The 25589-nt window shown below is 68.8% G+C and carries 25 protein-coding genes; 13 read left to right on the top strand and 12 right to left on the bottom strand.

Going from position 1 to position 25589, the window contains the following annotated elements; genetic code table 11:
• The first annotated feature begins 46 nt into the window (after positions 1-46).
• Positions 47-568: a TspO/MBR family protein gene (locus tag MKK84_RS07695; RefSeq protein WP_243918357.1), complete on the top strand. Its 522-nt coding sequence runs from the start codon at positions 47-49 to the stop codon at positions 566-568.
• A gap of 19 nt (positions 569-587) precedes the next feature.
• Here MKK84_RS07695 and MKK84_RS07690 read toward each other — a convergent pair whose 3' ends face one another.
• From MKK84_RS07690 to MKK84_RS07670, 5 genes are all read right to left on the bottom strand, one after another.
• On the bottom strand, positions 588-1061 hold the full coding sequence (locus tag MKK84_RS07690) for a coiled-coil domain-containing protein (protein ID WP_243918289.1): 474 nt from the start codon (positions 1059-1061) through the stop codon (positions 588-590).
• A 51-nt stretch (positions 1062-1112) separates the two neighbouring features.
• Positions 1113-1640: a phosphate-starvation-inducible PsiE family protein gene (locus tag MKK84_RS07685; protein WP_243918287.1), complete on the bottom strand. Its 528-nt coding sequence runs from the start codon at positions 1638-1640 to the stop codon at positions 1113-1115.
• Between the two features lie 120 nt (positions 1641-1760).
• A complete protein-coding gene (locus MKK84_RS07680) occupies positions 1761-2318 on the bottom strand; it encodes a DUF4337 domain-containing protein (protein WP_243918284.1) in 558 nt (185 codons plus the stop codon).
• A 74-nt stretch (positions 2319-2392) separates the two neighbouring features.
• Positions 2393-5530, bottom strand: coding sequence for an efflux RND transporter permease subunit (locus tag MKK84_RS07675; RefSeq protein ID WP_243918282.1), 3138 nt, complete (start codon positions 5528-5530; stop codon positions 2393-2395).
• Positions 5531-5539: 9 nt separating this feature from the next.
• Complete coding sequence (locus MKK84_RS07670) at positions 5540-6835, bottom strand: efflux RND transporter periplasmic adaptor subunit (protein ID WP_243918280.1); 1296 nt, start codon at positions 6833-6835, stop codon at positions 5540-5542.
• A 176-nt stretch (positions 6836-7011) separates the two neighbouring features.
• On the opposite strand from MKK84_RS07670, the gene MKK84_RS07665 reads away from it, so the two are divergent.
• Positions 7012-7194, top strand: coding sequence for a hypothetical protein (locus MKK84_RS07665; RefSeq protein ID WP_243918278.1), 183 nt, complete (start codon positions 7012-7014; stop codon positions 7192-7194).
• 60 nt (positions 7195-7254) lie between these two features.
• Here the strand turns inward: MKK84_RS07665 and MKK84_RS07660 are convergent, their stop codons facing one another.
• Genes MKK84_RS07660 through MKK84_RS07650 form a run of 3 tightly spaced genes read right to left on the bottom strand, consistent with a single transcriptional unit; the run spans position 7255 to position 10470 of the window.
• Complete coding sequence (locus tag MKK84_RS07660) at positions 7255-8298, bottom strand: glycosyltransferase (RefSeq protein WP_243918276.1); 1044 nt, start codon at positions 8296-8298, stop codon at positions 7255-7257.
• Positions 8295-9374, bottom strand: coding sequence for a glycosyltransferase (locus MKK84_RS07655; protein WP_243918266.1), 1080 nt, complete (start codon positions 9372-9374; stop codon positions 8295-8297). Before MKK84_RS07655 ends, MKK84_RS07660 begins: the two co-directional genes overlap by 4 nt.
• Before the next feature lies 1 nt (position 9375).
• A complete protein-coding gene (locus MKK84_RS07650) occupies positions 9376-10470 on the bottom strand; it encodes a glycosyltransferase (RefSeq protein WP_243918264.1) in 1095 nt (364 codons plus the stop codon).
• Between the two features lie 297 nt (positions 10471-10767).
• Here MKK84_RS07650 and MKK84_RS07645 point away from each other — a divergent pair, with 297 nt between their 5' ends.
• The 4 genes from MKK84_RS07645 to MKK84_RS07630 all read left to right on the top strand — a co-directional run bounded on the left by MKK84_RS07645 (position 10768) and on the right by MKK84_RS07630 (position 15690).
• Positions 10768-11742, top strand: a complete 975-nt coding sequence (locus MKK84_RS07645) for an SPFH domain-containing protein (protein ID WP_243918262.1) — start codon at positions 10768-10770, stop codon at positions 11740-11742.
• A 3-nt stretch (positions 11743-11745) separates the two neighbouring features.
• Positions 11746-12195, top strand: coding sequence for an NfeD family protein (locus MKK84_RS07640; protein ID WP_243918260.1), 450 nt, complete (start codon positions 11746-11748; stop codon positions 12193-12195).
• Positions 12196-12466: 271 nt separating this feature from the next.
• A complete protein-coding gene (locus MKK84_RS07635; RefSeq protein ID WP_243918258.1) occupies positions 12467-13984 on the top strand; it encodes an ATPase domain-containing protein in 1518 nt (505 codons plus the stop codon).
• Positions 13981-15690 carry an ATP-binding protein gene (locus MKK84_RS07630; RefSeq protein WP_313899320.1) on the top strand — a complete coding sequence of 570 codons (1710 nt, stop codon included), beginning with the start codon at positions 13981-13983 and terminating at the stop codon, positions 15688-15690. Before MKK84_RS07635 ends, MKK84_RS07630 begins: the two co-directional genes overlap by 4 nt.
• A gap of 283 nt (positions 15691-15973) precedes the next feature.
• Here the strand turns inward: MKK84_RS07630 and MKK84_RS07625 are convergent, their stop codons facing one another.
• A complete protein-coding gene (locus MKK84_RS07625; protein ID WP_243918256.1) occupies positions 15974-18853 on the bottom strand; it encodes a phosphoenolpyruvate carboxylase in 2880 nt (959 codons plus the stop codon).
• A gap of 117 nt (positions 18854-18970) precedes the next feature.
• Here MKK84_RS07625 and MKK84_RS07620 point away from each other — a divergent pair, with 117 nt between their 5' ends.
• Positions 18971-19288, top strand: coding sequence for a hypothetical protein (locus MKK84_RS07620; RefSeq protein WP_243918255.1), 318 nt, complete (start codon positions 18971-18973; stop codon positions 19286-19288).
• Positions 19285-19956: a hypothetical protein gene (locus MKK84_RS07615; protein ID WP_243918253.1), complete on the top strand. Its 672-nt coding sequence runs from the start codon at positions 19285-19287 to the stop codon at positions 19954-19956. Before MKK84_RS07620 ends, MKK84_RS07615 begins: the two co-directional genes overlap by 4 nt.
• A gap of 106 nt (positions 19957-20062) precedes the next feature.
• Here the strand turns inward: MKK84_RS07615 and MKK84_RS07610 are convergent, their stop codons facing one another.
• Positions 20063-20428, bottom strand: coding sequence for a helix-hairpin-helix domain-containing protein (locus tag MKK84_RS07610; protein WP_243918250.1), 366 nt, complete (start codon positions 20426-20428; stop codon positions 20063-20065).
• A 311-nt stretch (positions 20429-20739) separates the two neighbouring features.
• Between MKK84_RS07610 and rpmF the strand changes: the two genes are divergently transcribed.
• Positions 20740-20928 (top strand): 50S ribosomal protein L32, encoded by a 189-nt coding sequence (gene rpmF, locus MKK84_RS07605; protein WP_147910024.1) that lies wholly within the window; start codon positions 20740-20742, stop codon positions 20926-20928.
• 16 nt (positions 20929-20944) lie between these two features.
• Here rpmF and MKK84_RS07600 read toward each other — a convergent pair whose 3' ends face one another.
• Both MKK84_RS07600 and phaR read right to left on the bottom strand, forming a co-directional pair.
• Positions 20945-21259, bottom strand: coding sequence for a hypothetical protein (locus MKK84_RS07600; protein WP_243918248.1), 315 nt, complete (start codon positions 21257-21259; stop codon positions 20945-20947).
• A gap of 95 nt (positions 21260-21354) precedes the next feature.
• On the bottom strand, positions 21355-21942 hold the full coding sequence (phaR, locus tag MKK84_RS07595) for a polyhydroxyalkanoate synthesis repressor PhaR (RefSeq protein WP_243918246.1): 588 nt from the start codon (positions 21940-21942) through the stop codon (positions 21355-21357).
• Positions 21943-22260: 318 nt separating this feature from the next.
• Here phaR and MKK84_RS07590 point away from each other — a divergent pair, with 318 nt between their 5' ends.
• The 4 genes from MKK84_RS07590 (at position 22261) to MKK84_RS07575 (ending at position 25529) form a co-directional block, all read left to right on the top strand.
• Positions 22261-23445 carry an acetyl-CoA C-acetyltransferase gene (locus tag MKK84_RS07590; protein ID WP_243918244.1) on the top strand — a complete coding sequence of 395 codons (1185 nt, stop codon included), beginning with the start codon at positions 22261-22263 and terminating at the stop codon, positions 23443-23445.
• Between the two features lie 115 nt (positions 23446-23560).
• Positions 23561-24289, top strand: coding sequence for an acetoacetyl-CoA reductase (gene phbB, locus MKK84_RS07585; RefSeq protein ID WP_243918242.1), 729 nt, complete (start codon positions 23561-23563; stop codon positions 24287-24289).
• A 685-nt stretch (positions 24290-24974) separates the two neighbouring features.
• Positions 24975-25268, top strand: a complete 294-nt coding sequence (locus MKK84_RS07580; protein WP_243918240.1) for a hypothetical protein — start codon at positions 24975-24977, stop codon at positions 25266-25268.
• Between the two features lie 21 nt (positions 25269-25289).
• A complete protein-coding gene (locus MKK84_RS07575) occupies positions 25290-25529 on the top strand; it encodes a hypothetical protein (protein ID WP_243918238.1) in 240 nt (79 codons plus the stop codon).
• The last annotated feature ends 60 nt before the right edge of the window (positions 25530-25589 follow it).

Below are 25589 nucleotides of genomic sequence, written 5' to 3'. Positions count from 1 at the left end.
ACGGGCCGCCGCCTTCGACAAGCCGCACGCCCCGGAGACCCACACGATGACAGCCGCCGCCACACAGGTCCCCGAAGGCTCCGCCCTGCCGCGCTGGCTCAGGCTCGCGGCGGCGATCCTGCCGATCGCGGTGACCGCGGCGATCGGCTCGGTCTCGACCCAGGCCGAGATCCCCGGCTGGTACGCGAGCCTGAACAAGCCGGTGTTCAACCCGCCGGACTGGGTTTTCCCGGTGGCCTGGACGATCCTGTACACGATGATCGCGATCGCGCTCTGGCGGCTGCTCGGCGCGATGCCGCGCACCGGGCCGAGCCGCAAGGGCTGGTGGCTGGCGCTCGCGGCCTTCCTGGTCCAGATCGCGCTCAACGCCGCGTGGACGCCGGTCTTCTTCTCCGCCCACGCGATCGGCGCCGGGCTGATCGTGGTTGCGATGCTGCTGGTGATGGTGCTCTGGACCATCCGGCTGACGTGGCGGTTCGACCGGCTCGCGGCCTGGCTCCTCGTGCCCTACGCCGTCTGGGTCGCCTTCGCGACGCTGCTCAACGCCGCGATCCTGCGGATGAATTGAGCGATGCCTGCGCGCCTGATCAGTGCAGCCCCTTGGTCAGCGCTACGATTGCGCCGACGACCACGATGGTCTGAAAGCCGATCGCGGACAGTACCCATTTCAGGATCTCGTACCGCGTGTCGGCGATCTCGGTTCTGAACTCAGACCTGACGACGGCAATCTCCGCCTTCAGATCGGACCGGACCAGAGCCATTTCGGTGCTGAGATCGGATCGAACGAGGGCAATCTCAGCGGTCAGATCGGACCGGACATGAGCGGTCTCCGCTTTCAGATCGGATCGGATCAAAGCGGTTTCGGCACTGAGATCGGACCGGATCAAAGCGGTCTCAGCGCTGAGATCGGACTTCGTCACGAGGGTCGTCAGGTCGCCCTCGCGCGCATCGCGAATCACACCCGTGACCGCGTCGGCCTGGACGTCGGAAAACCCGGCCGCCTGCAGCTTCCGTGCGATCGCCAGAGTATCGAGCGAGACGAGGCTCATGGAATCGAGCATAGCACGCGCGACTCTGCTTGGCAGGTGCTTTGCCGCCGAGCCGCGATGCTGTCAGGCTTCGCCGCTTGGGTTTTCCTCACCGGCCGGCCGGCCGTCGTCGCGGGCGCGGTGGAGCAGGAAGATCGCGAACACCATCGTGAGGATCAGCCCCGCCAGCACACCCAGCTCGATCATCGAGGCCTGGAACAGCGCCTGTTTTTCGGGGGACCAATCCTTGGCGTGCATGATCTCCGACGATTGGAGGGTGATGACCAGAACCCGCCGGATCGAGGCGATCAGCCCGACGATCAGGAACGGCTCGCAGGTCAGCGTGCCCGACTGCATCGAGACGCGCACCGTATGCAGGATCTCGATCAGCATCAGCAGGAACAGCAGCCGGTCGACCACCTCCAGGATCTGCTGTGCGCCGCCGAGCGCGCGCAGGGCTTCCCAGGTCAGGCCGGCGGCGTCGATCAGCGCCACCAGGGCCGTGAGCGCCAACAAGAGCCCGAGCGCCGCGTAAATCGCATGTTCGGTGTGCATGAAGATCGCGCTGGCGACGCGCGTCAGGCGACCTTGGTCTTCGGAATGGTCTGACATCGTTCCCCCTGGAAGATGCCGACAACATAAGCTTCTGGCGCGCGCGTCCAGTGCGTGAGTGTCGGACGGATCAATCGTGATCGATCACGGCCTCGGGCCGCCGTTCCGGGTGGTCGGTGTTCAGTGGAAGAACGGCAGCGCGTGCGGCGCGAGATAGCCGAAGCCGAGGAGCGCCGCACCGGCCAGCCCCAGGAAGCCGCCGGCGAAGACCAGGATCGCGATCCCGGTGATCACCTCCGCGGAGGCCAGCACGATACCGATCTGGAACGCCGCGGAGGCGAGCTCGTAATGGTGATAGCGCAGCAAGGCGAGATCGCGCCGGCCTTCGGAGGCCTTGGCCTTCTCGGACAGTTCCTTGCGACCCTCGCCGGTCGACGGCTCGGAATCCCAGCGTGCCAAGGTCTTGGCCCATTCGGCGCGCTTGGCCGCGATGGCGTCCTGGTTCGGACCGGGTGGCACGAGCGCCAGCGCCTCGTCGGCGGTCTTGAGCACCGTCGAGCGGATCGTGCGGGCCTGGAAATAGGCCCATTGATTGGCGGCCTCGACATTGGACCCGATCGAGTCCGTCTGCGATGCCTTGCCCAGGGTCTCGCTGAAGGCGAGGAACAAAGCCAGGATCGAGATCAGCAGCGCGACACGCTTGTTCGAACCCTCGACCGCCCCATGACCACCCGACATCGCTACCCCGTTCCGTGTTCGATTCGCCGGCGGGAGTCACAGCGCATCGCGGCGCGGTGCGCAATGCGGATCGCCTATTCCGCGGCGATCCGCGGCGGCGCGGGACGCCCGTCATTGGCCGGATGCGCCGGATCGAACGCCATTGCATCCTCCGGATCGTCCCGCTCGCCCACGAAGCGGCCGAACAGCCGCTTCAGCAAGCGCGAGAGATCGTCCATCAGCACGAAGATCGCCGGCACGAAGACCAACGACAGCACCGTGGAGACGATCAGCCCGCCGATCACCGCCACCGCCATGGGCGCGCGGAACTCGCCGCCGATCCCGTAGGCCAGCGCGGAGGGCACCATCCCGGCCGCCATGGCGATCGTGGTCATCACGATCGGCCGGGCGCGCTTGCGGCCGGCGTCCACGATCGCCTCGTTGCGATCGACTCCGGCGCGGATCTGCTCCACGGCGAAATCCACCAGCATGATGGCGTTCTTGGTGACCACGCCCATCAGCATCAGGATGCCGATCACCACCGGCATCGAGATCGGCATGTGGCAGATCAGCAGCGCCAGGATCGCGCCGCCGATGGAGAGCGGCAGCGAGAACAGGATGGTCAGCGGCTGCAGGAAGTTGCCGAACAGCAGGATCAGCACGCCGAACACCATCATCAGCCCGGCGCCCATGGCCAGCGCGAAGCCCTCGAAGACCTCGCCCATCACCTCGGCGTCGCCGGTCTGGCTGATCGTCACCCCGGGGGGCAGGTTCTTCGCAGCGGGGAGATTCATCACTTGGCTGATCAGCTCGGCCAGCGCGTCCGTGCCCTGCATGTCGCCTTCGAGGGCGACACGCACCGCGCGGTCGTAGCGGTCGATGCCGGTCGGCCCCTGGCCGAGGCTGATATCGGCAACGGTGGCGAGCGGCACGGCGGCCCCGCCCTTCACCGGAACCTTCAGCGTCTCGAACTCAGAGAGCCGGCCGCGCAGGCTCTCGGGGAGCTGCACGCGGATGGGGATCTGCCGGTCGGTGGCGTTGAACTTGGCGAGGTTCATGCCGATGTCGCCGATCGTGCCGACCCGCACGGTCTCGGCGATCGTGTCGGTGGAGACGCCCAGATCGGCCGCCACCGCCGGCTTCGGCCGGATCCGGACCTCGGTGCGATCGAGCGGCGCCGTCGACATGACGTTGACGAGGTGCGGGATCTGCGCCGCCTCGCGCTGGAGCCGCGCGGCGACATCGGCGACGACCGCCTTGTCGGGGCCCGCGATGATCAACGCCAGATCGCGCTGCCCATTCTCACGCAGCGCCCAGAAGCGGAGATCCGGTTCCTCACGCAGGATCGCGGCGATCTCGGCATCGACCTGCTTCTGCGTGCGGTGGCGGGTGTTCTTCGGCGTGAGGTTGATGGTCAGCGTCGCGAGCCGCACCTCCTTCTTGCCGGGCAATTGCCGGCCGCCATCCACGAACACGCTCTTCACCTCGGGCAGCGCCCGGATCTTCTGCTCGATCGCGTCGCTCAGCCTCACCGTATCGGGGAGCCGGGCGCCGGGCGGCAGTTCGAGGACGAACAGCGTGCGTGCCTGATCCTCGGCCGGCAGGAAGCCCGCGGGCAGGAGACCCGTGGAGGCGATGGACGCGGCGAAGCACGCGATGCCGAGCACCAGCGTGATGAACTTGTGCCGCACCGACCACGCCACGAGGCGCGTGTAGCCGCGCATCACGACCCCGTCCCGCTCGTGGTCCGGCCCGTGGTCGCGCAGGAAGTAGGCGGCCAGCAGCGGCGTGATCAGCCGCGCGACCAGCAGCGACATGAACACCGCCGCCGCGATGGTCAGGCCGAACTGCTTGAAATACTGCCCGGCGATGCCGCCCATGAACGACACGGGCGAGAAGATCGCCATGATGGTCGCCGTGATCGCGATGACCGCGAGCCCGATCTCGTCGGCGGCTTCCAGGGCGGCGCGATAGGGCGATTTCCCCATCCGCATGTGGCGGACGATGTTCTCGATCTCGACGATCGCGTCGTCCACCAGGATGCCGGTGACCAGGGTGATCGCCAGGAGGCTGACCGCATTCAGCGAGAAGCCCAGCGCGCTCATCACCCAGAAGGTCGGCAGGACCGAGAGCGGCAGCGCAACCGCGGCGATCAGCGTCGCGCGCCAGTCGCGCAGGAACAGCAGCACCACCACGACCGCGAGGATGGAGCCCTCGATCAGGCCCATCATGGCCGAGTGGTAATTGCCGATCGTGTTGACGACGCTGGTGTCGATCAGGTCGAAGCGCACGTCGGGATTGGCCGCATGCAGCGCCGCGATCTTCTTGGCCACACCCTCCGCGACAACGGCGTCGCTGGCACCGCTCGCCCGGGAAATCGCGAAGGCCACCACCGGCTCGCCGTTGAAGCGTGCGAAGGTGCGGGGCTCCTCGGCGGTGTCCGACAGGGTCGCGAGCTCATCGAGGCGGACCTTGCGGTTACCCGGCACCACGATGGAGGTCTTGGCCAGCGTGTCGAGGCTCCCCGAGGCGGCGAGCGCGCGGATCGACTGCTCCTGGCCGCCGACCTCGGCCCGGCCGCCGGCCATGTCGGCCGAGGTCAAGCGGAGCTGCCGGTTCACATCGGCTGCGGTGATGCCCAGCGCCAGCAGCCGGTCGGGCTTCAGGGTGACGCGGATCTCGCGGGCGACGCCGCCGAGGCGCTCGACGCCGCCTACGCCCTTCACGCTCTGCAAGCCCCGGGCGACCACGTCGTCCACGAACCACGACAGGTCCTCCGGCGTCATGGCGGGCGCGGAGGCGCCGTAGACCATGATCGGCAGGCCGGCGATCTCGACGCGCGAGACGATCGGCTCGTCGATGGTCCGCGGCAGGTTCTGGCGGATCTTGGCGATGGCGTCCTTGACGTCGTTGGTCGCGCGATCCTGGTTCACCTCCAGCCGGAACTCGATCGTGGTGGTGGAGATGCCCTCCGTGATCGTCGACAGGATGTGCTTGACGCCCTTCACGCCCGCGATCGAGTCCTCGACCCACTTGGTGACCTGGGTCTGAAGCTCGGCCGGCGCGGCGCCCGATTGGGTGATCGTCACCGAGACGATCGGGATGTCGATGTTCGGGAACCGGGTGATCGGCAGGGCGCGGAAGCTCACCAGCCCGAGGATCATCAGGACGAGGAACAGCACCACCGAGGGCAGCGGCTTGCGGATCGCCCAGGCGGAGACGTTGAGGCGCATGGATCGGTCCTACCGCGGGTCCGCGTCGGCCATCGGGGCGGCCATGGGGGTATTGCTCGGCGACGGAACGGCGCGCACCCGGTCGCCGTCGCGCAGGAAGCTGCCGGCGCGGGCCACCACGCTCTCGCCCGCGGCGACGCCCGAGCGGAGTTCCGTGAACCCATCCGCCGACAGGCCCGGGGCGACCGTCCGCGCTTCGACGCGGCCGTCCTTCACCACCAGCACGCTGGCCCGGCCGTCAGCTGCGTAAAGCAGGCTGGAAACCGGGACCGCGATACCCGTGCGGCGCGCCACCTCGACGCTGCCGCGGGCAAACGCACCGATGCGCAGGGCCGGATCGTCGCCGAGGCGGATGCGGACCTTGCCGAGGCGGGTCGCGCGGTCGACCTCCGGGTAGACGCGGCGCACCTTGCCCTGGAGATGCCGGCCATCATCCAGATCGAGGCTCGCCGGGTTGCCGACCTGGATTCGCGCCAGCGAGGTTTCAGGCACCTCGCCCTCCAGTTCGATCTCGCCGCGGGCAATCAGCCGGAACAGGGGCTCGCCGACTGCCGTGGCGGTGGCGCCGATCCGGGCGGTGCGACGGTTGACGACCCCGGCCTCCGGGGCCCGGATATCGGCGCGGGCACGCCGCAGAGCGATCTCGGAGCCGGCGGCCCGGGCGGTGGCGAGGTCGGCCTGGGCCGATTGCACCCCACCCTTTGCGGCGGCGAGGCGGCCCTCCGCCCCCTGCGCCGCCGAGACGCGCTGCTCCAGCACGGCCGCGGTGGCGTTGCCGGTCTTGGCGAGCGACTGAGCGCGTTCCAAGGCCTGCTTGGCCTCGACATTGGCGGCCTCCGCCTGGACGATCTGGCTCTGAGCCTGGACGATCGCCGCCTGGGCCCGGGCGATCGCCGCCGCGTTCGAGGCTTCCTGGGTGGCGAGCATCTCCAGGGACAGCCGGGCGAGCACCTGGCCCTTGGTGACGCGGTCGCCCTCCTCGACGAGCAACTCGGTGATGCGCAGCCCTTCGACCTCAGGGGAGACCAGGATCTCGTCCCGGGGCACCAGCGTGCCGGTGACGATGGCCCGCTCGACGATCTCGCGGCTCTCGGCCGGAACGACGGTGACCGCGGGGGCAATGGCGGCGGCATCGGGAACGGCGGCGCTCTCGACGGCCAAAGCCGGTGCCGAGGCGAGAACCGCGAGCCCGCACAGAAGGCCGAGGCGATACGCACGCCAACGGAAAGATGTCACGACGGGGGCCTCACGGTCGGCGCTCGATTGGTTACGCCACTCCCTCGCTGAGTAGGTCGGCGATTTCATGGCGCAGGGTCTTCGACGCAGGCGAGTATAGCGCCTGCTCAAGAGGCCGTCGCCGGACCACGCGCCGCATGAGGTGGGGCGACGAGACCTAGCGCTTTTCCAACGGATTGCCTGCAACCCGCCGCGAACCGCGGCGTTGTCTCAACAATGGTTCTCTCGTCGCCGGAGAAGGTTCGATGAGCATCTTTCAGATCAAGCAGACGAAGAGCGGCGCGGTGCTCTGGACCGACGCTGCCAACGACGAGCAGACAGCCCTCGACGCCATGGCGCGTGAGGCCGGATACCGGGATTTCTCTGCGGTTCCGGACACGATCCGGGCCGACGGGATCGAGGCGTCCAAGCTGGACCTGATCTCGTAAGATCCGGCACCGAGTCCCGTCGCGCCGAACAGGCGTCTGCCGATCCGGCAGGCGCCTTTTTCATGCGCGCTCGAACGAAGCAGCCAGCGCATTGATTGCTGCGGCACAGTCGGCCACAGCGGTCGAAGCGTGCAATCGGCCGATCGCCGTCGGATCGAGGGCGAGCCCCGCCCGGATCAGATCCGGCCATGCCGAGGCCGGCGGCCAGCCCTCGTGCACGATGGCGGCGCCGAGCCGGGCGAGGGCGGCAGCCTTTTCGGTCTGCTCGCCGTAGGCCCGCATCTCCGGCAGGCAGAGGAACCGTCGGGCATGGGCCGCCGCCAGGGCCACGACGCCGTCGCCGCCGCCGCCGATCAGCAGGTCCGCTCGGGCGATCCAGCGTTCGACGTCCGAGACCCAGCCGTGCAGGTGCAGGTTGGCGGGGGTCGGGCCGGTGCCCGAGACCGGTCCGAGGACGTGCCAGAATCGGTCGGGCACGGACCGCGCTGCCGCGGCGAGGGCGGACAGGTCGCCCCCCGCGCCACCGCGCCCGAACACCACCACGATGTCGCGGCTCGCCGCGGGGGCGGCCTGGGCCGATCCGCCGAGGAAACCTGCGTAGTCCGTCTTGGCGCGGACCCAGTCTGGAACACCCGCGCCGTCCAGCGCCGCGGGAAACGGTGCGAGCAGCCGGTTCGCACTCCGAAACGCTTCCAGATGTGGCTGGTCGGTCCGGGTTCCGGCGAGCCGCACCACCAGCGTCGGGACCGAGAGCAGGCGCGCAAACAACGCGACCTCCACCGAGACATCGACCACGAGGAGTGCCGGGTCGGTTCGCGCCGCCCACTCGGCGATCCGCGCCATGCGGGTCCGGAGCCCGGGATGGTTCAGGGGTGCGTAATGGAATGCCTCCGGCCGTTCGGCCGCGCCGTCCCGGCCCTCGAAGGTTGCGGCGCCGAGCGGCCGGTCGTCGGGCAGGTCGAGGCTGTCGAGCCCGGCGGTGTCGAAGCCGGCGAGGGTGCCGAGGATCGTGCAGGGCCGGGGCAGGGCGGCGGCCACGGCCCGCGCCCGCTGGAGATGGCCGGCGCCCTGATGGTGGACGTACCAGCCGATGCCGCGGGTCACGCGGCGTCCTTCAGCGACAGGGCCAGGCTGTCGAGGTCGGCGAGCGCCCGGTCGAGGGGGCATTCCCGCGCCGGCGGACTGCGTGATTCGAGGATCCGGTCGGCCCGCTCGACGAAGGCGATGTCGTTGGGGCATTCGCCGATCGCCGCGAGATCGTCGGCGTCGAGGCCGAGCCGCGCGCAGGCGGCGGCGCGGGTCGGAGGCTGGAGGTGGAAGGCCCGGCGCAGGGCCGCCCGGCGCAGGATCAGCGCCTGCCAGTGGGCGGCCTCCGGCAGCAGATAGGCCTCGCCGGCGAGAACGCGGGCGCGGCGGGCCATCTCGGTGGCCATCCCGCCAGAAACCCGGCCCTGGTGCCGGGCCGAGACCAGCACGCGTACATCCGGAGAGTGGCGCAGGCGGGCACCGTGGGCGCGCAGCAGCCCGACAAGCGCGTTGTCCTCGCCGCAGGGGAGCGGCGGCAGACCGCCGACCGCGCGGTAGAGCGCCACGGGAACGGCGAGGCTGGCGCCGGTATGGTCGCCGTGGCGCGGGGCGGGGTCGTAGGGCGGCGGATCGAGCAGATCCTCCAGGCGCCGGACCCCGGACCAGTAACGCTCGATCCGGGCGTGGAGATCGGCAAGCCGGGGATCCGCATCGCCGTCTTCGTCGATCACGAGGCGGCCGCCGACGACGTCCGCGTGTTCGAGCGCCCGCAGGTTCGCCGCAACCCAGTTGGCCGGCAGGCGGGCATCCGCGTCGGTGGTGAGCAGAACCCCGTCCCGGACGCCATCGTGTGTGAGCCAGTCCGCGCCCGTCTCGAGCGCCATGCGGCGCGCGGTGCCGACATGGGCGTCCGCCCCGGAGAGAACCGCCTCGATCAGCCGGATCTCCAGCGCCGTCCAGGCGCCCGAGGTCTGCCCGGCCCGGAGAGCCGCGATTGTCCCATCCGTGCAGTTGTTGGCCAGGACGACGACGCGCAGTCGCGTCGCCAGCCCGGTCTGACCGTCGAGCGACGCGAGCAGGAGCGGCAGGCGCTCCGCCTCGTTCCGCGCCGGGATGCAGACGACGCAGCGGGAGAGATCGGGCCGGCCGCTCATCTCAGCCTCGCCCGCCCGCGACGCGCAGGGTCGGCCGGGCCCGCTCGGCGCAGCGCGCCATGACGGCCTCGTAGGCTTCGAGATAGCGCGCGGTCATGGCGGTGGCGTCGTAGAGCGCCTCGGCCCGGTCCCGGCAGGCGCGCCGCGACAGGCGGGCGGCCTCCCGGATCGCCACGGAGAGATCCTGCGCGTCGTCCGGATCGGCCAGGCGGCCGCATTGCGCATCGAGGATGTCGGGCATCGCGCCCCGGCGGAAGGCGGCCACCGGCGTGCCGCAGGCCAGGGCCTCCGCCACCACGAGGCCGAACGGCTCCTCCCAGCGCGGCGACACGATCGCCACCCGGGCCCGGCCGAGATGATGGGCGAGATCCCGGTGGGAGAGATGGCCGAGATGCGTCAGGTCCGGCCCGAGCCGCGGCGCGATCTCGGCGTCCCAATAGGCCGGGTTGAGTTTCGGCCCGGCGAAGACCAGCGGCAGGCTGGCCGCCCGCGCGGCGTCGATGGCGAGGTGCAGCCCCTTCTCGGGCACGATCCGGCCGGACCAGAAGGCGTAGGGCGGCGCGTCGGCCGCCGCGTTGAACGCAAAGTTCGAGAGATCGACGCCGTTATCGACCACCTGCGCGTCGGGGACGAGCGTTGCCCATTCCTGCGCCAGGGACGGCGAGACCGCCAGGAACGCCATGTCGGGATCGGCCTGGACGATGCCGCGCACCAAGGCCTCGAAGGGGGGCGTGTGCAGCACCGTGAGCCAGGGCAGACCGAGCCGGGCGCTCTCCTGCAGGGGCAGGGCGTGCAGGGCGTTGTTGTGCACGAGGTCGAACCCGCCGGCCGCGACCATGTCCATCATCCGCCGGTAGGCATCGTGCTCGGCGCGGTCGATCGCCTCCTCGCGCTCGGGGTCCAGCAGCGCGTCCCCGGTGGGGTCGCAGAGCATCACCGGGTCGAGCGCCGGGTCCGAACCGCGGCTGGCGAACAGGGTCACATCGTGTCCGAGCCGCTTCAGCGCGACGGTCAGCAGGTGCGTGTGCATCTCCAGACCGCCGGCATAAGGCTGGCCGATCGGGTATTTGAGATGTGCGAGGACAGCAATCTTCACGCGCGCACCAACTCTGATAGGGTAGGGATATCTACCGATCACCACGAACTGGAAGGACTAATTTCCGCTTCGCGGCTGCGGCTATCATGTCGCAGGTTTCTTCAGCAAGCGTTGCATCGACGGGCCGAGGCGACGACGGGGGCGACGCTGCCAGCCTTCCTAAGCGCGGCGGCCTGAACCAAAGATGATCAAGCCGATGTGATACCGGTTCATCCGGACCATTCGTCCGACGCGGGCGTGAGCCGCCATCGCGGCGATTCCGGCGGCCGGGTCTGCAGCGTTGGGGAGGGGCGAGCGATGTATCTTCCGTTCGGGCTGAGCGTGTTCGCGGTCGGTGCCGCGGCTCTGGTGATCCTGACCCTTGCGGCCGGGGTGAAGATCGTGCCGCAGGGCTACGTCTTCACGGTGGAGCGATTCGGGCGCTACGCCCGCACCCTCGGGGCCGGCCTCGCGCTGATCATCCCGTTCGTCGAGCGCGTCGGCCGCCGGGTCAACGTGATGGAGCAGGTGATCGACGTGCCGAGCCAGCAGGCCTTCACGCGCGACAATGCCGGGGTGACGATCGACGCGGTGGTCTTCTACCAAGTGCTCGACGCGGCCCGCGCCTCCTACGAGGTCTCGAATCTCGACCTCGCGGCCACGACCCTGACCATGACCAACATCCGCACGGTGGTCGGCGGCATGGATCTCGATCAACTCCTCGCCCACCGCGACGAGATCAATGAACGCCTGCTCCGGGTGATGGATGCCGCCGCCGCGCCCTGGGGCGTGAAGATCAACCGGATCGAGATCAAGGACATCCTGCTCCCGCCCGACCTCGCGGGGGCGATGGCCCGCCAGATGAAGGCCGAGCGCGAGAAGCGTGCCTCGATCCTGGAGGCCGAGGGCCAGCGCGCCGCCGAGATCCTTCGGGCAGAGGGGCGCAAGCAATCGGCGATCCTCGAATCGGAGGGCCGCAAGGAGGCCGCGTTCCGCGACGCCGAGGCACGCGAGCGCTCCGCCGAGGCCGAGGCGCAGGCGACCGGGCTGGTCAGCCGCGCCATCGCCGAGGGCGACATCGCGGCGGCGAACTTTCTGGTGGCCGAGAAGTATGTCGACGCGGTGCGGGCGCTCGCCACCGCGCCGAACCAGCGGGTCGTGGTGGTGCCGATCGAGGCGGCGGCTTTGGCCGGCACGCTCGGTGGCATCGGCGAGCTCACCCGCGCGGTGTTCGGCGAGGGGACGCCACCACGCCGGGCGGCGACCCCGCCCGACGTCGCGCTGCGGAGCTGAGCCATGGCCGATCCGCTGGCGGTCGTCGCGGCGCTCGGGCCGGCCTGGAGCTGGGTGATCGCCGGTCTGGTGCTGGCGGGCGCCGAGATCCTGGTGCCCGGCGTGTTCCTGATCTGGCTCGGGCTGGCAGCCGTGGCGACCGGACTCGCGACCGTGGTGATCCCCGTCCCCTGGCAGGGCCAGACGCTGCTGTTCTCGGCCCTGGCCGTCGCCCTGGTCGCGCTGGCCACCCACCTGCACCGCCGGGCCGGACCCCACGATGCGGTTCTGAACCGCGCCGACCGCGGCCTGATCGGGCGCGAGGGCGTGCTCGCCGAACCGATCGTGCAGGGGGCGGGGCGCATCCGCTTCGACGACACGCTGTGGCGGATCGAAGGGCCGGATCTGCCGGTCGGCCGGCGCGTTCGGGTGGTGGGGCTGTCGGGGACGGTGTTGCGGGTGGAGGCGGTTTGAGGGGCGCTGGGCGCTGCTGGCGGGGACTGCTTCGGACCCAATCGGCTGCTCGGAACAGTGTCAGCGCCTGCCCGAAGCGGCCGCTCGTCACCCCTTCGTCAACATCAGGTCGGGGGGTGTAACCGCTACGGTGGACGATCACATGGTCCGCTGACGCTGAGGCAGCATACTAATCTGTGTTGGTGATCCAGGCTGGAAAATCCAGCTTGGTGCCATCATGGCGAAGGTTGTTCCGGGCTGTCGCCCGCCCTGAAGAAAGAGCTGACCGTCCATGTCCGCTGATGCCGATCAAAAGGCCGTGTCCGTGGACAAGGCGAGGTTCGGTATCACCGGCCTCGACGACGTGATCGGGGGTGGCCTCGCGCGGAACCGCCTTTACCTGCTGGAGGGCAACCCCGGCACTGGCAAGACCACGATCGCTTTGGGGTTTCTGCTGGAGGGTGCCCGTCGGGGCGAGCGCGGCCTGTACATCAGCCTGTCGGAGACGACCGACGAGCTGCACGAGACCGCCCGCTCGCACGGCTGGAGCTTGCCCGACGCGGTCACGATCTACGAGCTGATCCCGCCCGAGAGCCTGCTCGATCCCGAGCAGCAGCAGACCCTGCTGTACGCCTCAGACCTCGAACTCGGCGAGGCGACACGGGCGGTCTTCGAGCAGGTCGATGCGGTGAAGCCCGCCCGCGTCGTGCTCGACAGCTTATCGGAGATCCGCCTGCTCGCCGGCAGCTCGCTGCGTTACCGACGGCAGATCCTGGCGCTGAAGCACTACTTCGCCAAACAAAACACGACCATGCTGCTGCTCGACGATCTCACCGCGGATGCTTTGGACAAAACCGTCCACAGCGTCGCCCACGCGGTGATCCGCCTGGAGGAGCTGGCGCCCGATTACGGCGCCGAGCGCCGGCGGCTTCGGGTGATGAAGTACCGCGGGCAACGCTTCCGCGGCGGCTACCACGATTTCAACATCGCCACCGGCGGCGTGGAGGTTTTTCCGCGCCTCATCGCCCTGGAGCACAAGACCACGTTCACCCGCGATACGGTGCACAGCGGCATCCCCGAACTCGACGCCCTGCTCGGCGGCGGCGTCGAGACCGGGTCGAGCACCCTGCTCCTCGGGCCGGCCGGTGCAGGTAAATCCCTGCTCACGGTCCAGTACGTCGCCGCCGCGGCCGCACGGGGCGAGAAGGCGGCGATGTTCGTGTTCGACGAGGAACTCGGGCTTCTGCTGGAGCGCACCAAGGCGATGGGCTTCGATCTCGCCGGCCTGCGTGACCAGGGTCTGCTGACGATCGAGCAGGTCGACGCCGCCGAGCTGTCGCCGGGTGAGTTTGCCCACCTCGTGCGTCGGCAGGTCGACGAAGCGCAGGCCAAGACCGTGGTGATCGATAGCCTCAATGGCTACCGGGCTGCGATGCTCGACGAAGGCGCGCTGATCCTGCACGTCCACGAGTTGCTGCAGTACCTCAACCGCCAGGGTGCCACGACCTTCCTGACGGTCGCTCAGCACGGGCTGGTCGGCGATATGAAGAGCCCGGTCGACATCACCTACCTCGCCGACACCGTCGTGCTGTTGCGCTACTTCGAGGCAGTCGGGAAGGTTCGCCGCGCGATCTCGGTGGTGAAGAAGCGCACCGGCGCGCACGAGGACACGATCCGCGAGTACCGCATCACCAACACCGGCCTGCGGGTCGGCGAGCCGCTGCAGGGTTTTCAAGGCGTCCTGCGCGGTACGCCGGAGATGATCCAGCGCGATGGTGACACGGTGCTGCAGGGCAGCGACCTGTCGTGACGCCGCACGAGGCATCATCCGAGCACATTCTCATCCTGGCACCGCACGGACGTGACGCTGGACTGGCCCGGGCACTGCTCGAAGGGGCCGGCCTCACCGCGGTGATCGTCCCTGGCCTACCCGAGTTGGTGCACGCACTCGGCGAGACCGCCGGGGCGGTGCTGATCACCGAGGAGGCGGTCCGGACCGCCGACCTTACCGGGCTCGACCAATGGATTTCCGGGCAGCCGGCATGGTCGGACATGCCGTTCATCATGCTCACCCGTCAGGGTGGTGTGGACCGGAACCCGACCGCGACCCGGTTGTCGCGCATCCTCGGCAACGTCAGCTTCCTGGAGCGGCCGTTCCATCCCACGACACTGATCAGCGTCGCAGCGACCGCCCTGCGCGGCCGGCGGCGCCAGTACGAGGCACGGGGGCGGCTCGACGAGCTGCACACGCGCGAAGCGCAGCTGCGCGAGCTGAACGCGACGCTGGAGAGCCGGATCGCCGAGGCGGTTGACGAGCGCGCTATCGCCGAAGAGGCCCTACGGCAGTCCCAGAAGATGGAGGCGGTCGGCCAGCTCACCGGCGGTGTGGCGCACGACTTCAACAATCTGCTCACCATCATCCGCTCGTCGGTGGACTTCCTGCGTCGTCCGGATCTCGCCGAGGATCGGCGCCGACGCTACATGGACGCGGTTTCCGACACCGTGGATCGCGCGGCCAAGCTCACCGGTCAGCTCCTTGCCTTCGCCCGGCGGCAGGCACTCAAGCCCGAGACCTTCGAGGTCGGTGACTGCCTGCGCGGCGTCGCCGACATGCTCGACACCATCACCGGGGCCCGCATCCACGTCGCCGTCGAGCTGCCCGACGGCCCATGCTTCATCCATTGCGACCGTAGCCAGTTCGAGACGGCGCTGGTGAACATGGCCGTCAATGCCCGCGACGCGATGGATGGCGAGGGGTCCCTGACGCTGCGGTTGGCTTGCGACGCGCCGATGCCGGGGATCCGCGGCCATGCCGGCTCACGCAGTCACTTCACCGCGGTGTCGCTTACCGACACCGGTACGGGCATCCCGGCGGACCAGATCGACCGGATCTTCGAGCCGTTCTTCACGACCAAGGAGGTCGGGAAGGGAACGGGGCTGGGCCTGTCCCAGGTGTTCGGGTTCGCCAAGCAATCCGGCGGCGACATCGACGTGGTCAGTGCGTTGGGGACAGGCACCACCTTCACGCTGTACCTGCCCCAGGTCGCCGCGCCGGCCCAGCCGACCCGCGAGCCGCAGAGTCTCGACGCCTCGATCGATGGGGCGGGCCGACGCATCCTGGTGGTCGAGGACAACGTCGAGGTTGGCCGCTTTGCCACCCAGATCCTGCACGATCTCGGCTACGCGACCGAATGGGCGGCCAACGCCGAGGCGGCGCTGGACCGTCTTGGGGCAGACGGCGACGGGTTCGATGCCGTGTTCTCGGACGTGGTGATGCCCGGCATGGGCGGGATCGCGTTGGCGGAGGCGCTGCGCAGCCGCCTGCCGCACCTGCCGGTCGTGCTTACCTCCGGGTACAGCCACGTTCTCGCCGCGGAGGGCAGCCACGGCTTCGAGTTGCTGCACAAACCCTACTCCGCGGAGCAGCTCTGTCGCGTGCTCCGCCGGATCGGCAGTCAGCCCGACGCAAAATCGCCAGCAACCCGTTTTCGACCCGCTCAGCCTCGCCGCTCGTGATGCGGGCATCCGCCGAGCGCCTCCTCCTCCGAGGCCGCCGACCCCGCACGGCAAGCAACGCGCCGTCTGAGACAAGTCGTAGGCGGACGTGAAGGCGACGTCTGCGACCATGCTTTGTGGTTCATCAGCGGACCGGCAGCATACCGCCCGAAGCTGCCTTCAAACCAAAACCGACGGCCCGGGGCCTCGACCAAACGCCGGGACCTGCGTGCGGCATCGATGAACCGCCCCAGTTGATGATCGCCGGCCCTGCCCCGGCGATCGGCTTTTCACCCGCTCGGACCTACCCGAACGCCCCCACCTCGTGCTGGATCATCCCTGAGATCTCCCGCACCTGATCGAACATCCGGCGGATCGGCTGGAACAGGTTGGCGTGCTCGGCCTCGTAGGTGCCGACATCCCGCGGGCCCGCCGGCTCGCCGAAGTTCAGACCCAGCGTCGGATCCGGCGTGACCGGGAAGATTTCGTCGAGGAGCTTCAGGCAGCCGTCGATGTCGAGGCGCAGGAAGCGCTCCAGCAACTGCTCGCGGGAGATGCCAGCCTGCGGCCGGAAGCCGGGGATGTGCACCGCCAGGAACCAGATCCGGTGGATCAGCGCCAGCCGCAGGGCGTGGAGCAGCGTCAGCCGCGCCGACATGACGGGCAGGTCCGGCGCCGCCGCCGTCAGGTCCAGCCAGTCGCGGGTCAGGCGCCCGAACAGGCTGCGAAGCGCGGAGGCGAGATCGAGGCGTTCCAGGGCGCCCGCGATCACCACCAGCTCGTCCCGGCGGAAATCCTTCTGCGTGCGCCGCGCCCGCTCCAGCCACACGGCCGGGTCGAGGGTGTCGATATAAGCGCGCATCACGTCGAGATCGCCCACCGAGGCAGCGTGCTGCACCAGCCGGAAGGCCCGTGAGAAGCGCACCGAGTCTCGGCGCAGGTCGCGGAACAGGTCAGGCCCGCGCTGGGCGGCCCGGCCGATCCCGTGGAGGGAGTTCGCCAGGAAGCCGAGCTGGTGCAGGATCGCGTTGTTGGGGATCGCCCGCATCTGGCGCGGGTGGGTGATGCGGGCCGGGCCGCCATTGTCGCTCTGGCGGGCCACCGGACGCGAGCCGGTGCGGTCGATCAGGCTCGGGCCGAAGGTGCCGAGCAGGGCCGCGTAGCCCGGATCGTCCACCAGCGCCTCCATGTCCTGGCGGGCCGCGGTGAAGAATTCGAGGGCGAAGTCGGGCTCGGAATAGATCGGGTCGTCCTTCGCGTCGGCCCCCGAATCCTCGTCGCCCAGGGCGTAATCCGCGAAGGAATCGTCCTCCGCGATGTCGAGGGCGTAGACGTGCTCACTGATGCGCGCGACGCTGGCCTCGGCCAGAGCTTCGGTCCCGAACAACAGGTAGCCGTCGGTGCCCTGGAAGCTCGATTCGAGCCGGACCTTGATGCCGGCCTTGCGGGCGCGATCCCGGGCATCCTCGGGCGCGAGATAGGCGAGGCGGTCGCGCAAGGAGGTCGGATGCGCGCCGCGTCCGATCGATTCGCCGTGCGTGTCGAAGATCGCGAGTTCGATATCGGCGAGGCCGTTCTGAACCAGCATCTCGGTGATGCGCAGGCGCAGCCGCTCGATCCAGAAGGTGGCGGCGAGCTGGCCGACGTAACGCCCCGAATCCGAGTAGCCGAACTGCACGGTCAGCCGGCCGATGCGCTTCAGGTACTGGCGCCAGTGCGGATTGCGCAGCGCGTCGTCGAGCACCCGGATGCCCTGCTCCAGGGCGCTCGCCGTCTCGAACAGCGGCGTGATCTCGAGCTTGTCGGCGATGCCGTAGTGGCGCGCCAGCCAGAGGGCCGCGAGCAGCGTGTAGCCGGTCTCGGTCTCGGCGATGAGGAAGCGCACCGGATGGGTGCCGTCCACGTGCTTGAGGATCTGCGCGATCGTCATCATCAGCCGGGCGGCCGAGGCCCGCTCGGCGGCGAGCGCGCCGAAATCCACCGCCACCGGCCGCACGTCGTTCAGGAGCGCGTGGATGGTCGCGAGGTGCGAGCGGCGGCGGGCCGCGTCGGCGGGCTCGCCCTCGAGGTCGATCACCCGGCGCACCGCGTTGTGGATCTGGCTGGCGTTGAGCCGGAAGTGCGGCAGGGCGTTCGAGAGCCCATGCGTCGCGACGCCGGCGCGCAGGATGGCGATCCGGCGCTTGTCGTCCGCGTCGTCGGCGGTCTCCAGCGCCGCCGTGAGGCCCGCCACCAGGGCGCCCGCATCGGTCTGGGCGCGCTCGCGCTCGATGATCAGCGCCAGGGCGAAGCGATGCACGGATTCGAGGGACGGCTTTTCGCCGAGCCGCGGCGCCACCGCGAGCTGGCGGTTCACCGCCGCCAGCGCGTCCTCGGCGAGCGCCCGAACCGTCCGGCAGCCGGCGGTCCCGGGGAGCTCGCGCATCACCCGGTCGAACTGCATCCGCTTCGAGATCAGCCGGTAGCGCAGGGTATCCCACCAGCCGATATCGGTGCGCCCGTCCGTATCGCAGCCGACCCAACTCGCGATCGCGAACGGGCGGGGCGTCAGCTCGGCCCAGCGCTCCGGCCAGCGGGCGCGGGCGGCATCGAGCAGGGCGCCGTTGAAAGCGTCGAGCGCCAGACGCCCGTTATTGGCCGCCGCGCAGGCCTGCTCGAACTCGACATCCAGGGTGATGGGCGCATCGGGCCGGGTGGACAGGGCGGCGGCACGCTCGATCAGCGCGGCTCCGGCAGCCGCATCGGGCAGGCTGGCGGCCTCGGCGAGAAGGTTCGCCACGACCCGCGGCATGCCGAAGGTCGGGTGCGCCGTGAACACCACCGCGAAGGCGGTGCGATGGATGAAGGCCGCGAAGCGGTCGAAGCCGTCGTGCCCGTCAGCCGCGGCCGTCACCAAGCGGGCCGGGACCGAAGCCGCCGGGTCGACGGGCCCGGTCGCGAGCCCGACATAGCTGCGCAGACGCGCCGCTCGCGCCGTCAGGGATTCCGCGCGCAACCGGGCGAACAGGGGCCCGAGATCGTCCGCCGAGATCTCGCCCCGGTCGAACCGGCGGGTGATCGCCAGGGTCACGGCCAGGACGGGATTGCGGAACGGGTCCTCCCGCGCTTGGTCCCGGGCGGCCTCGATCAGTCCGAGGAGGTGATCCTCAAGATCCTCGGGCTTGCGGCTCGGCTCGTGCTGCATCGATCGGTTCCGGCTCCGGTCAAACCGCATTGACCCGGTCCGATCGGCCACGCAAGGAGCGTTCCGCGTGGCCTGGGCTGGCGGCGACCGAGTGACCGGGTTAGAGCTGCCGGCCTCATGGAGCGCCTGATCATCATCCTGGCGATACTGATCTTCGTCGCCGCCATCGTGGCCGTCGCCGCGATGGCGGCCCGGGGCCGGCGCGAACCCCTGCGCATGCGCTCCGAGCTTGATTCGGAGGATGAAGACCTGTTCCTCGGCGCGGTCGGCCCGCGCAGTACTCCGATCGATCGGACGGCGCAGGTCCTCGATCAGAGGCTGCCCGATCCGCACGTGCTCGATTTGGAGGCGTTCGAATTGGAACCGATCAGAGCCCTGACGAGACCCGGGCGCGACCAACCGGCCCGGCACGATTCTCCGGAATCCGGACGATGAGGTCGCCAGTCCGTCGGGGCACCGCCCTGTTGCTCGCCGCGTCGTTTCCCCTGTCGCTCGGACCCGCGGTCTGGGCCGCGCCGGCGCAGCAAGTCCCGGCCGCGCCGGCCCCGGTGCCGACGATCCCGGTGCAGCCTGCTCAAGCGCCTGCGTCCCCGGCGATGAACGATCCGACGCCGTCGGCCGGTCTCCCGCCCGGGCAGCCCTGCGGGGCCAGCGCAGCGCGGTTCGAGAACGGCAAGGCCTTCAAGATGGTGGTCGCCCGGGCCGGGCAGGTCCAGACCACCAACCCGCTGAGGCCGCTGACGCCCGAGGTGAACGAGGTGTTGCTGGTCGTGATCGCCGGGAAGGTCGCCACCGCGTATGGCCCGGATTTCACGGCGTTGCGGCGCGGGAGTGCCCCGGCGGCGATCGAGGCGATGCTGGGTGGTCCGATCAAGTGGCAGCCGACCCTGCCGACCCTGCCCGATTCGATGACGATCGTCAGCGAGGAGGGGGCGCCGCTGGCGCAACTCACGTTCCGCGCCTGCGAGACGCCGCCCGTCGTGAAGGCTCCGCCGAAGGCAGAGGCCCGGAAGAAGGTCCCCGCCAAGCGTGCGCCGCCCAAGGCGGCGGCCGAGAAGACGCCCCCGGGCTTTTCCATGCCCCAGGGGGCGATCGCCGAGTAGAGCGTCCTCCGCCGAAGTGGATACCGGTTCGGTGCGAGAGAGCGCGTCGCATCAAAGGCTCAGGTCCGTGCGCGATCGCAACGCGATCGGACAACGCCGGACCCGGCTATTTCTGCTTGGCGATGATCTTGTCCTTGATGCCGTCATAGACGTTCTTCGGGATGATCTTCTTCGTGACGAGATCATCCTTGCCCCGATAGGGACGGCCCTTGATGATCGCGGCTGCGCGGGCCGCACCGATGCCGGGCAGGGCATCGAGTTCCTCGGTACTGGCACTGTTGAGGTCGATCAAAGCCGTCTTGGCAGCGTTCGGCGAGCCGGCGACCGGAGCGCTCGGCGCCGTGGGCCGGGCAGGGGCGGTCGGAGCCGCCGTGGTGGGCGTCTGCGGAGCGGGGGCCTGGGCTAGGACGGGTCCGGCCACGAGGCTCGACAGGAGGGCGAGCAGAGCGAGGGTCTTGGTGGAGGAAGCCATGGCGTTCTCCCGAAAAGTCACGGCCCGCTGCGCGGCACCGGCAACGCAGATCTGCGCTGTCGCATTTGAACCCGCGCTTAACGGTTGTGTCCCGCATCCCGGTCCGGAAGTCCGGTCTGGATAACGGCTTTTTGATCCGCATCGTCGTTTTCCGGGAACCGGACACCACCTTTCGGGACGATGCTCTAGCCACGAGCTGACGCCGCAGCTATAAGCGCGCCCTCATCCGTATCCCGCGGTGCGCGTGGCGATCCTCGATTGGGGAGCCGCCCGGGCGCCGCTTTGTCCGCGGCGTCACGAAGGATCACACCATGGCCGTCCCGAAGCGCAAGACCTCCCCCTCCCGCCGCGGCATGCGCCGCTCGGCCGACGCCCTCAAGGCGCCGACCTATGTCGAGGACAAGGATTCGGGCGAGCTGCGCCGTCCGCACCACATCGACCTGAAGACCGGCATGTACCGTGGCCGTCAGGTCCTCAAGGTGAAGTCCGTCGAGGCTTGAGATCTTTCGCGGTGCCTCAGGCGAGGCGCCGCGCGGCCTCCGCGTAACACGCGGCGGCCATCCGGGTCCGTTCCAGGCGCGACGGATGTAGCGTCGGGTCATCGGCCGTCAGCAACTGCGTGATGAAGCCGGCCCGGGACTGACCCAGGGCCGTGCGCTCCACCGGCACGGCCCTCTCACGCCCCTCCGGGCGTCCCCCATCGATCACGACGAGCGAGCGTCCAACCGGGCGCGTGGTCTCAGACCTGACGCCCTCCGTGGCGCCCGGCGCTGCCCGCACAGGCCTAACCTGTGCCGGGCCGAGACGATTGCCTGCTTCGACTCGCACCATCGCGACACGCTCCGCACGTTTCCATGCCGGTGTCGCAAGGGTGATACCGATATTAAGAGTTCGTCAACTTCTATCCGGTCCCGCCGGGCGAGCGATTATTTCTTCGCCAACGCCTCCAGGCGCTGCTGCATCTCCAGCATCTGCCGCTTCAGGTCGTCGAGCTCGCCGCCACCGTAGGGCGCAGGAGCGGGCGACGGAGCGGGCTGTGCCCCGGCGGGCGGTGCGAAGCCCGTGAACATCTTCATGGCGTCGCCGAAGAAGTTCATATTGGTGCGGACCGACTGCTCGATCGCGTTCTGGAACGCGGCCGGGCCGAAGCTGTGCGCAAATTTTTCGCGCAGCCCGTCTTGGTCCTTGGCGAAATTCGCCATGGAAAATTCCAGGAAGCTCGGCACCATGGTGCGCATGCTGTCGCCGTAGAAGCGGATAAGCTGGCGCAGGAACGCCACCGGCAGCAAATTCTCGGCGCCGGCCTTGTTCTCCTGCTCGAAGATGATCTGCGTGAGCACCGAGCGGGTGATGTCGTCGCCGGTGCGGGCGTCATACACGATGAAGTCTTCGCCATTCTGGACCATCGTGGAGAGGTCCTCCAGCGTCACGTAGGTCGAGGTGCCGGTGTGGTAGAGGCGCCGGTTCGCATACTTTTTGATGACGGTCTGTGTGGCCTTGACGGTATCCGCCATCGGGAACGGCCTTTCTCGACTTGCGATCTCGGGACTTGAGGGTCCGCGCGATGCGGCCCTGCGGGATCATCTTCGCGCCCGCAGCACGATCCTTAAAGCCTTCCCCCGGCGCAGAAAACAGCAAACTGCATCTGTTCAACGCAGAATAATGCAGGCCTCGCCGCCGCCAGGCGTCATTTCAGTCTCGCGGACGCGTCATCGGCATCATTTCAAGGTCCGATGCGCAATCTTGACTTCGCCGATGTCACGCCCTTCATCCCAGTGCCAGCACAGAGCGCGCCCCGGAAGGCGCGCCGGCTCGCGAGAGGAGAACGCAACATGGCAGCCAGCGAAGAGATCGTCATCGTCGGGGCGGCGCGCACGCCCGTCGGCTCGTTCGGCGGCGCCTTCGGGGCGGTGCCGGCTCACGAGCTCGGTGCGACTGCAATCAAGGCCGCCCTCGAGCGCGCCAAGGTTTCGCCCGACGAGGTCGACGAGGTGATCTTCGGTCAGGTGCTCACCGCCGGCGCCGGCCAGAACCCGGCGCGCCAGGCCGCCATCAAGGCCGGCATCCCCGAAGCGGCCACCGCCTGGGGCCTCAATCAAGTCTGCGGCTCAGGGCTGCGCACGGTCGCGATCGGCATGCAGCAGATCGCCAACGGCGACGCCAAGATCATCGTGGCCGGTGGCCAGGAGTCGATGTCACTGTCGCCGCACGCCCAGTACCTGCGGGCCGGCCAGAAGATGGGCGATGTGAAGCTCGTCGATACCATGATCAAGGACGGGCTCTGGGACGCCTTCAACGGCTACCATATGGGTCAGACCGCCGAGAACGTTGCTCAGGCCTTCCAGCTCACCCGTGAGCAGCAGGACCAGTTCGCGACCCGCTCGCAGAACAAGGCCGAGGCCGCCCGTAAGGAAGGCCGCTTCAAGGATGAGATCGTCCCCGTGACCGTGCCGGGCCGGAAGGGCGACACGATCGTCGACGCCGACGAGTACATCCGCGAGGGTGCCACCGTTGAGGCGATGGCCAAGCTGAAGCCCGCCTTCTCCAAGGAGGGCACCGTGACGGCCGCCAACGCGTCCGGCCTCAACGACGGCGCGGCTGCCCTCGTGCTGATGTCGGCCTCGGAGGCCGAGCGCCGCGGTCTCACCCCGCTCGCCCGGATCAAGTCCTGGGCGACGGCGGGTGTCGATCCCAAGGTGATGGGCACCGGCCCGATCCCGGCTTCCCGCAAGGCCCTGGAGAAGGCCGGCTGGAAGCCGTCGGACCTCGACCTGATCGAGGCCAACGAGGCCTTCGCGGCCCAGGCGCTCGCAGTGAACAAGGACATGGGCTGGGACGACGCGAAGGTGAACGTCAATGGCGGCGCCATCGCCATCGGCCACCCGATCGGTGCCTCGGGCGCCCGCGTCCTCGTCACGCTGCTGCACGAGATGAAGCGGCGCGACGCCAAGAAGGGCCTCGCCACCTTGTGCATCGGCGGCGGCATGGGCGTGGCGATGTGCGTCGAGCGGACCTGATCGATCTGTAACGTCGGTTTCTCGACAACTAAGACTTAAAGCCAAGATCACAAAAATTCGCGTGCGGACGCCATCCGCACGCGGCATCACGGGATGCGAACAGGAGGAAACAAGAATGGCTCAAGGACGCGTCGCCCTCGTCACAGGCGGCACCCGCGGTATCGGCGCGGCGATCTCGAAACGGCTGAAGGACAAGGGCTACAAGGTCGCCGCCAATTACGCCGGCAACGACGAAGCCGCCAACGCCTTCAAGGCCGAGACCGGTATTCCGGTCTTCAAGTTCGACGTGGGTGATCTCGCGAGCTGCGAGGCCGGGATCAAGGCGATCGAGGCCGAGGTCGGCCTGATCGACATCCTCGTCAACAACGCCGGCATCACCCGGGACGGCGCCTTCCACAAGATGACCTTCGAGAAGTGGCAGCAGGTCATCAAGACCAACCTCGACTCGATGTTCACCTGCACGCGTCCGCTGATCGAGGGCATGCGCAGCCGCAACTTCGGCCGCATCATCATCATCTCGTCGATCAACGGTCAGAAGGGCCAGGCCGGTCAGACCAACTACTCGGCCGCCAAGGCCGGCGTGATCGGCTTCGCCAAGGCGCTCGCGCAGGAGAGCGCCTCGAAGGGCATCACCGTCAACGTGGTGGCGCCGGGCTACATCGCCACCGAGATGGTGATGGCTGTGGCGGAGGAGATCCGCAACAAGATCATCTCCACGATCCCCACCGGCCGTCTCGGCGAGGCCGACGAGATCGCGCATGCGGTCGAGTATCTGGCGAGCGACGAGGCCGGCTTCGTGAACGGCTCGACGCTGACCATCAACGGCGGTCAGCACTTCGTCTGATCGTACCCGGGCGCGCCGCCTTCACGCTGGCGCGCCCGCTTCCGGCGAAGCCGCGCCAGACTGTGCGCTACGGCCGACCCTAAAAGGCGCCGAAGCCCGCTTGATTCGGACCCGCCCGTCCATCCCCGCCTTACGGCGCGACCCTGCACGTTCGCCTGCGGATTTGATGCGCCCGTTCTTGTTTCTGGACCTGGGATCGTCGGTATATCTCACGCATTTATATTATCGAGATAATATTTATCGGCTCAATGACACTGATCGCCGCTTACTATTTCGTTAGAAGTTTACGTAAATCGATTATGCCTTGGGTTCTGTGACTCCTGTCGCATCTCGGTCTCACGGTCATCTACATATCGGGTGGATGCGCACGCCGGGTTGTCGGAGAACAGATTGTTCACGTGCTCTGGGGCACGAACAAACCGGGCGCGCCCGTATAGGTCTCGTTCCATCGCGCCGCGGATGTTCGCGCCGATAGTAGAACGGGGCCGCGAGGGTAATGACGAAACGATTTTACGGTGGAGTTTCCGTTCAATCTGTTTCTGAGAACAACGCTTCGTCTGTGCGGTGCCGCGATGAAACGCGTGGCCGGCACGCGTGGCGGCTCCCGACCGCCGCGAAGATCGCGCTGGCCGCCGCCTGCACCCTGGGTCTCGCAGCCTGCGTCACGCCGCAGGAGCGGCACGCGATGGACCAGAACCAATGCTTCGGCTTCGGCTTCGAGCCCGGCACCGATGCGTTCGCGGAGTGCATGATGGGCCTCCACCAGGACCGCGCGGCCGCGGAGGCCGCCAGCGGCCGGTACTGGCCGGCCCAGCGCGCCGAGCAGAACCGACGCAGCGACGCCCAGCGTGACTTCTACAAGGTGATGAGCCTCCAGCGGAGCGGCGACACGCGCTTTCCCGTCTGCGGCGCATCGTCTGACGGCGGCAGGGATCACCGGACCATGACTTGGTTCGGCCCCAACTGCCGCGCCCGCTGATCCGGATCGAGGGAGGTTCCCATGTCCAACGTGACGCCGCGCGGCCCGGCCAACCCGAGCCGGATCATCTTCGTGACGACGGCGCTGATCGGCGTCGCGGTCGGCTTCGGCACCGGCGACATCCGCTGGTTCACGCTGGCCGTCATCGGCTCGGTTGCCGCGCTGTGCACGGCCTACAGCCTGATCCGGCGCCGGCTCGGCTGGACGCCGCTGAACGTCGATTACCTCGCCGATCTCATGCGGGTGATCAGCCCGCACTGAAGCGGCAACCGACACATGCGGCGCAGGTCCGAGAAGATCGGGCCGCGCCCGAATCCACAT

Source organism: Methylobacterium sp. E-065 (assembly GCF_022829605.1).
In the GTDB taxonomy this organism is placed as follows: domain Bacteria; phylum Pseudomonadota; class Alphaproteobacteria; order Rhizobiales; family Beijerinckiaceae; genus Methylobacterium.
This window is presented reverse-complemented; position numbering and strand designations above follow the sequence as displayed.

Coding starts and splice junctions, on each gene's coding strand:
- phbB (WP_243918242.1), top strand. CDS start 23,561: ATGGCTCAAGGACGCGTCGCCCTCGTCACAGGCGGCACCCGCGGTATC.
- MKK84_RS07685 (WP_243918287.1), bottom strand. CDS start 1,640: ATGTCAGACCATTCCGAAGACCAAGGTCGCCTGACGCGCGTCGCCAGC.
- MKK84_RS07625 (WP_243918256.1), bottom strand. CDS start 18,853: ATGCAGCACGAGCCGAGCCGCAAGCCCGAGGATCTTGAGGATCACCTC.
- MKK84_RS07580 (WP_243918240.1), top strand. CDS start 24,975: ATGGACCAGAACCAATGCTTCGGCTTCGGCTTCGAGCCCGGCACCGAT.
- MKK84_RS07600 (WP_243918248.1), bottom strand. CDS start 21,259: ATGGTGCGAGTCGAAGCAGGCAATCGTCTCGGCCCGGCACAGGTTAGG.
- MKK84_RS07670 (WP_243918280.1), bottom strand. CDS start 6,835: ATGAAATCGCCGACCTACTCAGCGAGGGAGTGGCGTAACCAATCGAGC.
- phaR (WP_243918246.1), bottom strand. CDS start 21,942: ATGGCGGATACCGTCAAGGCCACACAGACCGTCATCAAAAAGTATGCG.
- MKK84_RS07680 (WP_243918284.1), bottom strand. CDS start 2,318: ATGTCGGGTGGTCATGGGGCGGTCGAGGGTTCGAACAAGCGTGTCGCG.
- MKK84_RS07615 (WP_243918253.1), top strand. CDS start 19,285: ATGAGGTCGCCAGTCCGTCGGGGCACCGCCCTGTTGCTCGCCGCGTCG.
- MKK84_RS07645 (WP_243918262.1), top strand. CDS start 10,768: ATGTATCTTCCGTTCGGGCTGAGCGTGTTCGCGGTCGGTGCCGCGGCT.
- MKK84_RS07620 (WP_243918255.1), top strand. CDS start 18,971: ATGGAGCGCCTGATCATCATCCTGGCGATACTGATCTTCGTCGCCGCC.
- rpmF (WP_147910024.1), top strand. CDS start 20,740: ATGGCCGTCCCGAAGCGCAAGACCTCCCCCTCCCGCCGCGGCATGCGC.
- MKK84_RS07655 (WP_243918266.1), bottom strand. CDS start 9,374: ATGAGCGGCCGGCCCGATCTCTCCCGCTGCGTCGTCTGCATCCCGGCG.
- MKK84_RS07665 (WP_243918278.1), top strand. CDS start 7,012: ATGAGCATCTTTCAGATCAAGCAGACGAAGAGCGGCGCGGTGCTCTGG.
- MKK84_RS07610 (WP_243918250.1), bottom strand. CDS start 20,428: ATGGCTTCCTCCACCAAGACCCTCGCTCTGCTCGCCCTCCTGTCGAGC.
- MKK84_RS07575 (WP_243918238.1), top strand. CDS start 25,290: ATGTCCAACGTGACGCCGCGCGGCCCGGCCAACCCGAGCCGGATCATC.
- MKK84_RS07695 (WP_243918357.1), top strand. CDS start 47: ATGACAGCCGCCGCCACACAGGTCCCCGAAGGCTCCGCCCTGCCGCGC.
- MKK84_RS07635 (WP_243918258.1), top strand. CDS start 12,467: ATGTCCGCTGATGCCGATCAAAAGGCCGTGTCCGTGGACAAGGCGAGG.
- MKK84_RS07640 (WP_243918260.1), top strand. CDS start 11,746: ATGGCCGATCCGCTGGCGGTCGTCGCGGCGCTCGGGCCGGCCTGGAGC.
- MKK84_RS07590 (WP_243918244.1), top strand. CDS start 22,261: ATGGCAGCCAGCGAAGAGATCGTCATCGTCGGGGCGGCGCGCACGCCC.
- MKK84_RS07690 (WP_243918289.1), bottom strand. CDS start 1,061: ATGCTCGATTCCATGAGCCTCGTCTCGCTCGATACTCTGGCGATCGCA.
- MKK84_RS07675 (WP_243918282.1), bottom strand. CDS start 5,530: ATGCGCCTCAACGTCTCCGCCTGGGCGATCCGCAAGCCGCTGCCCTCG.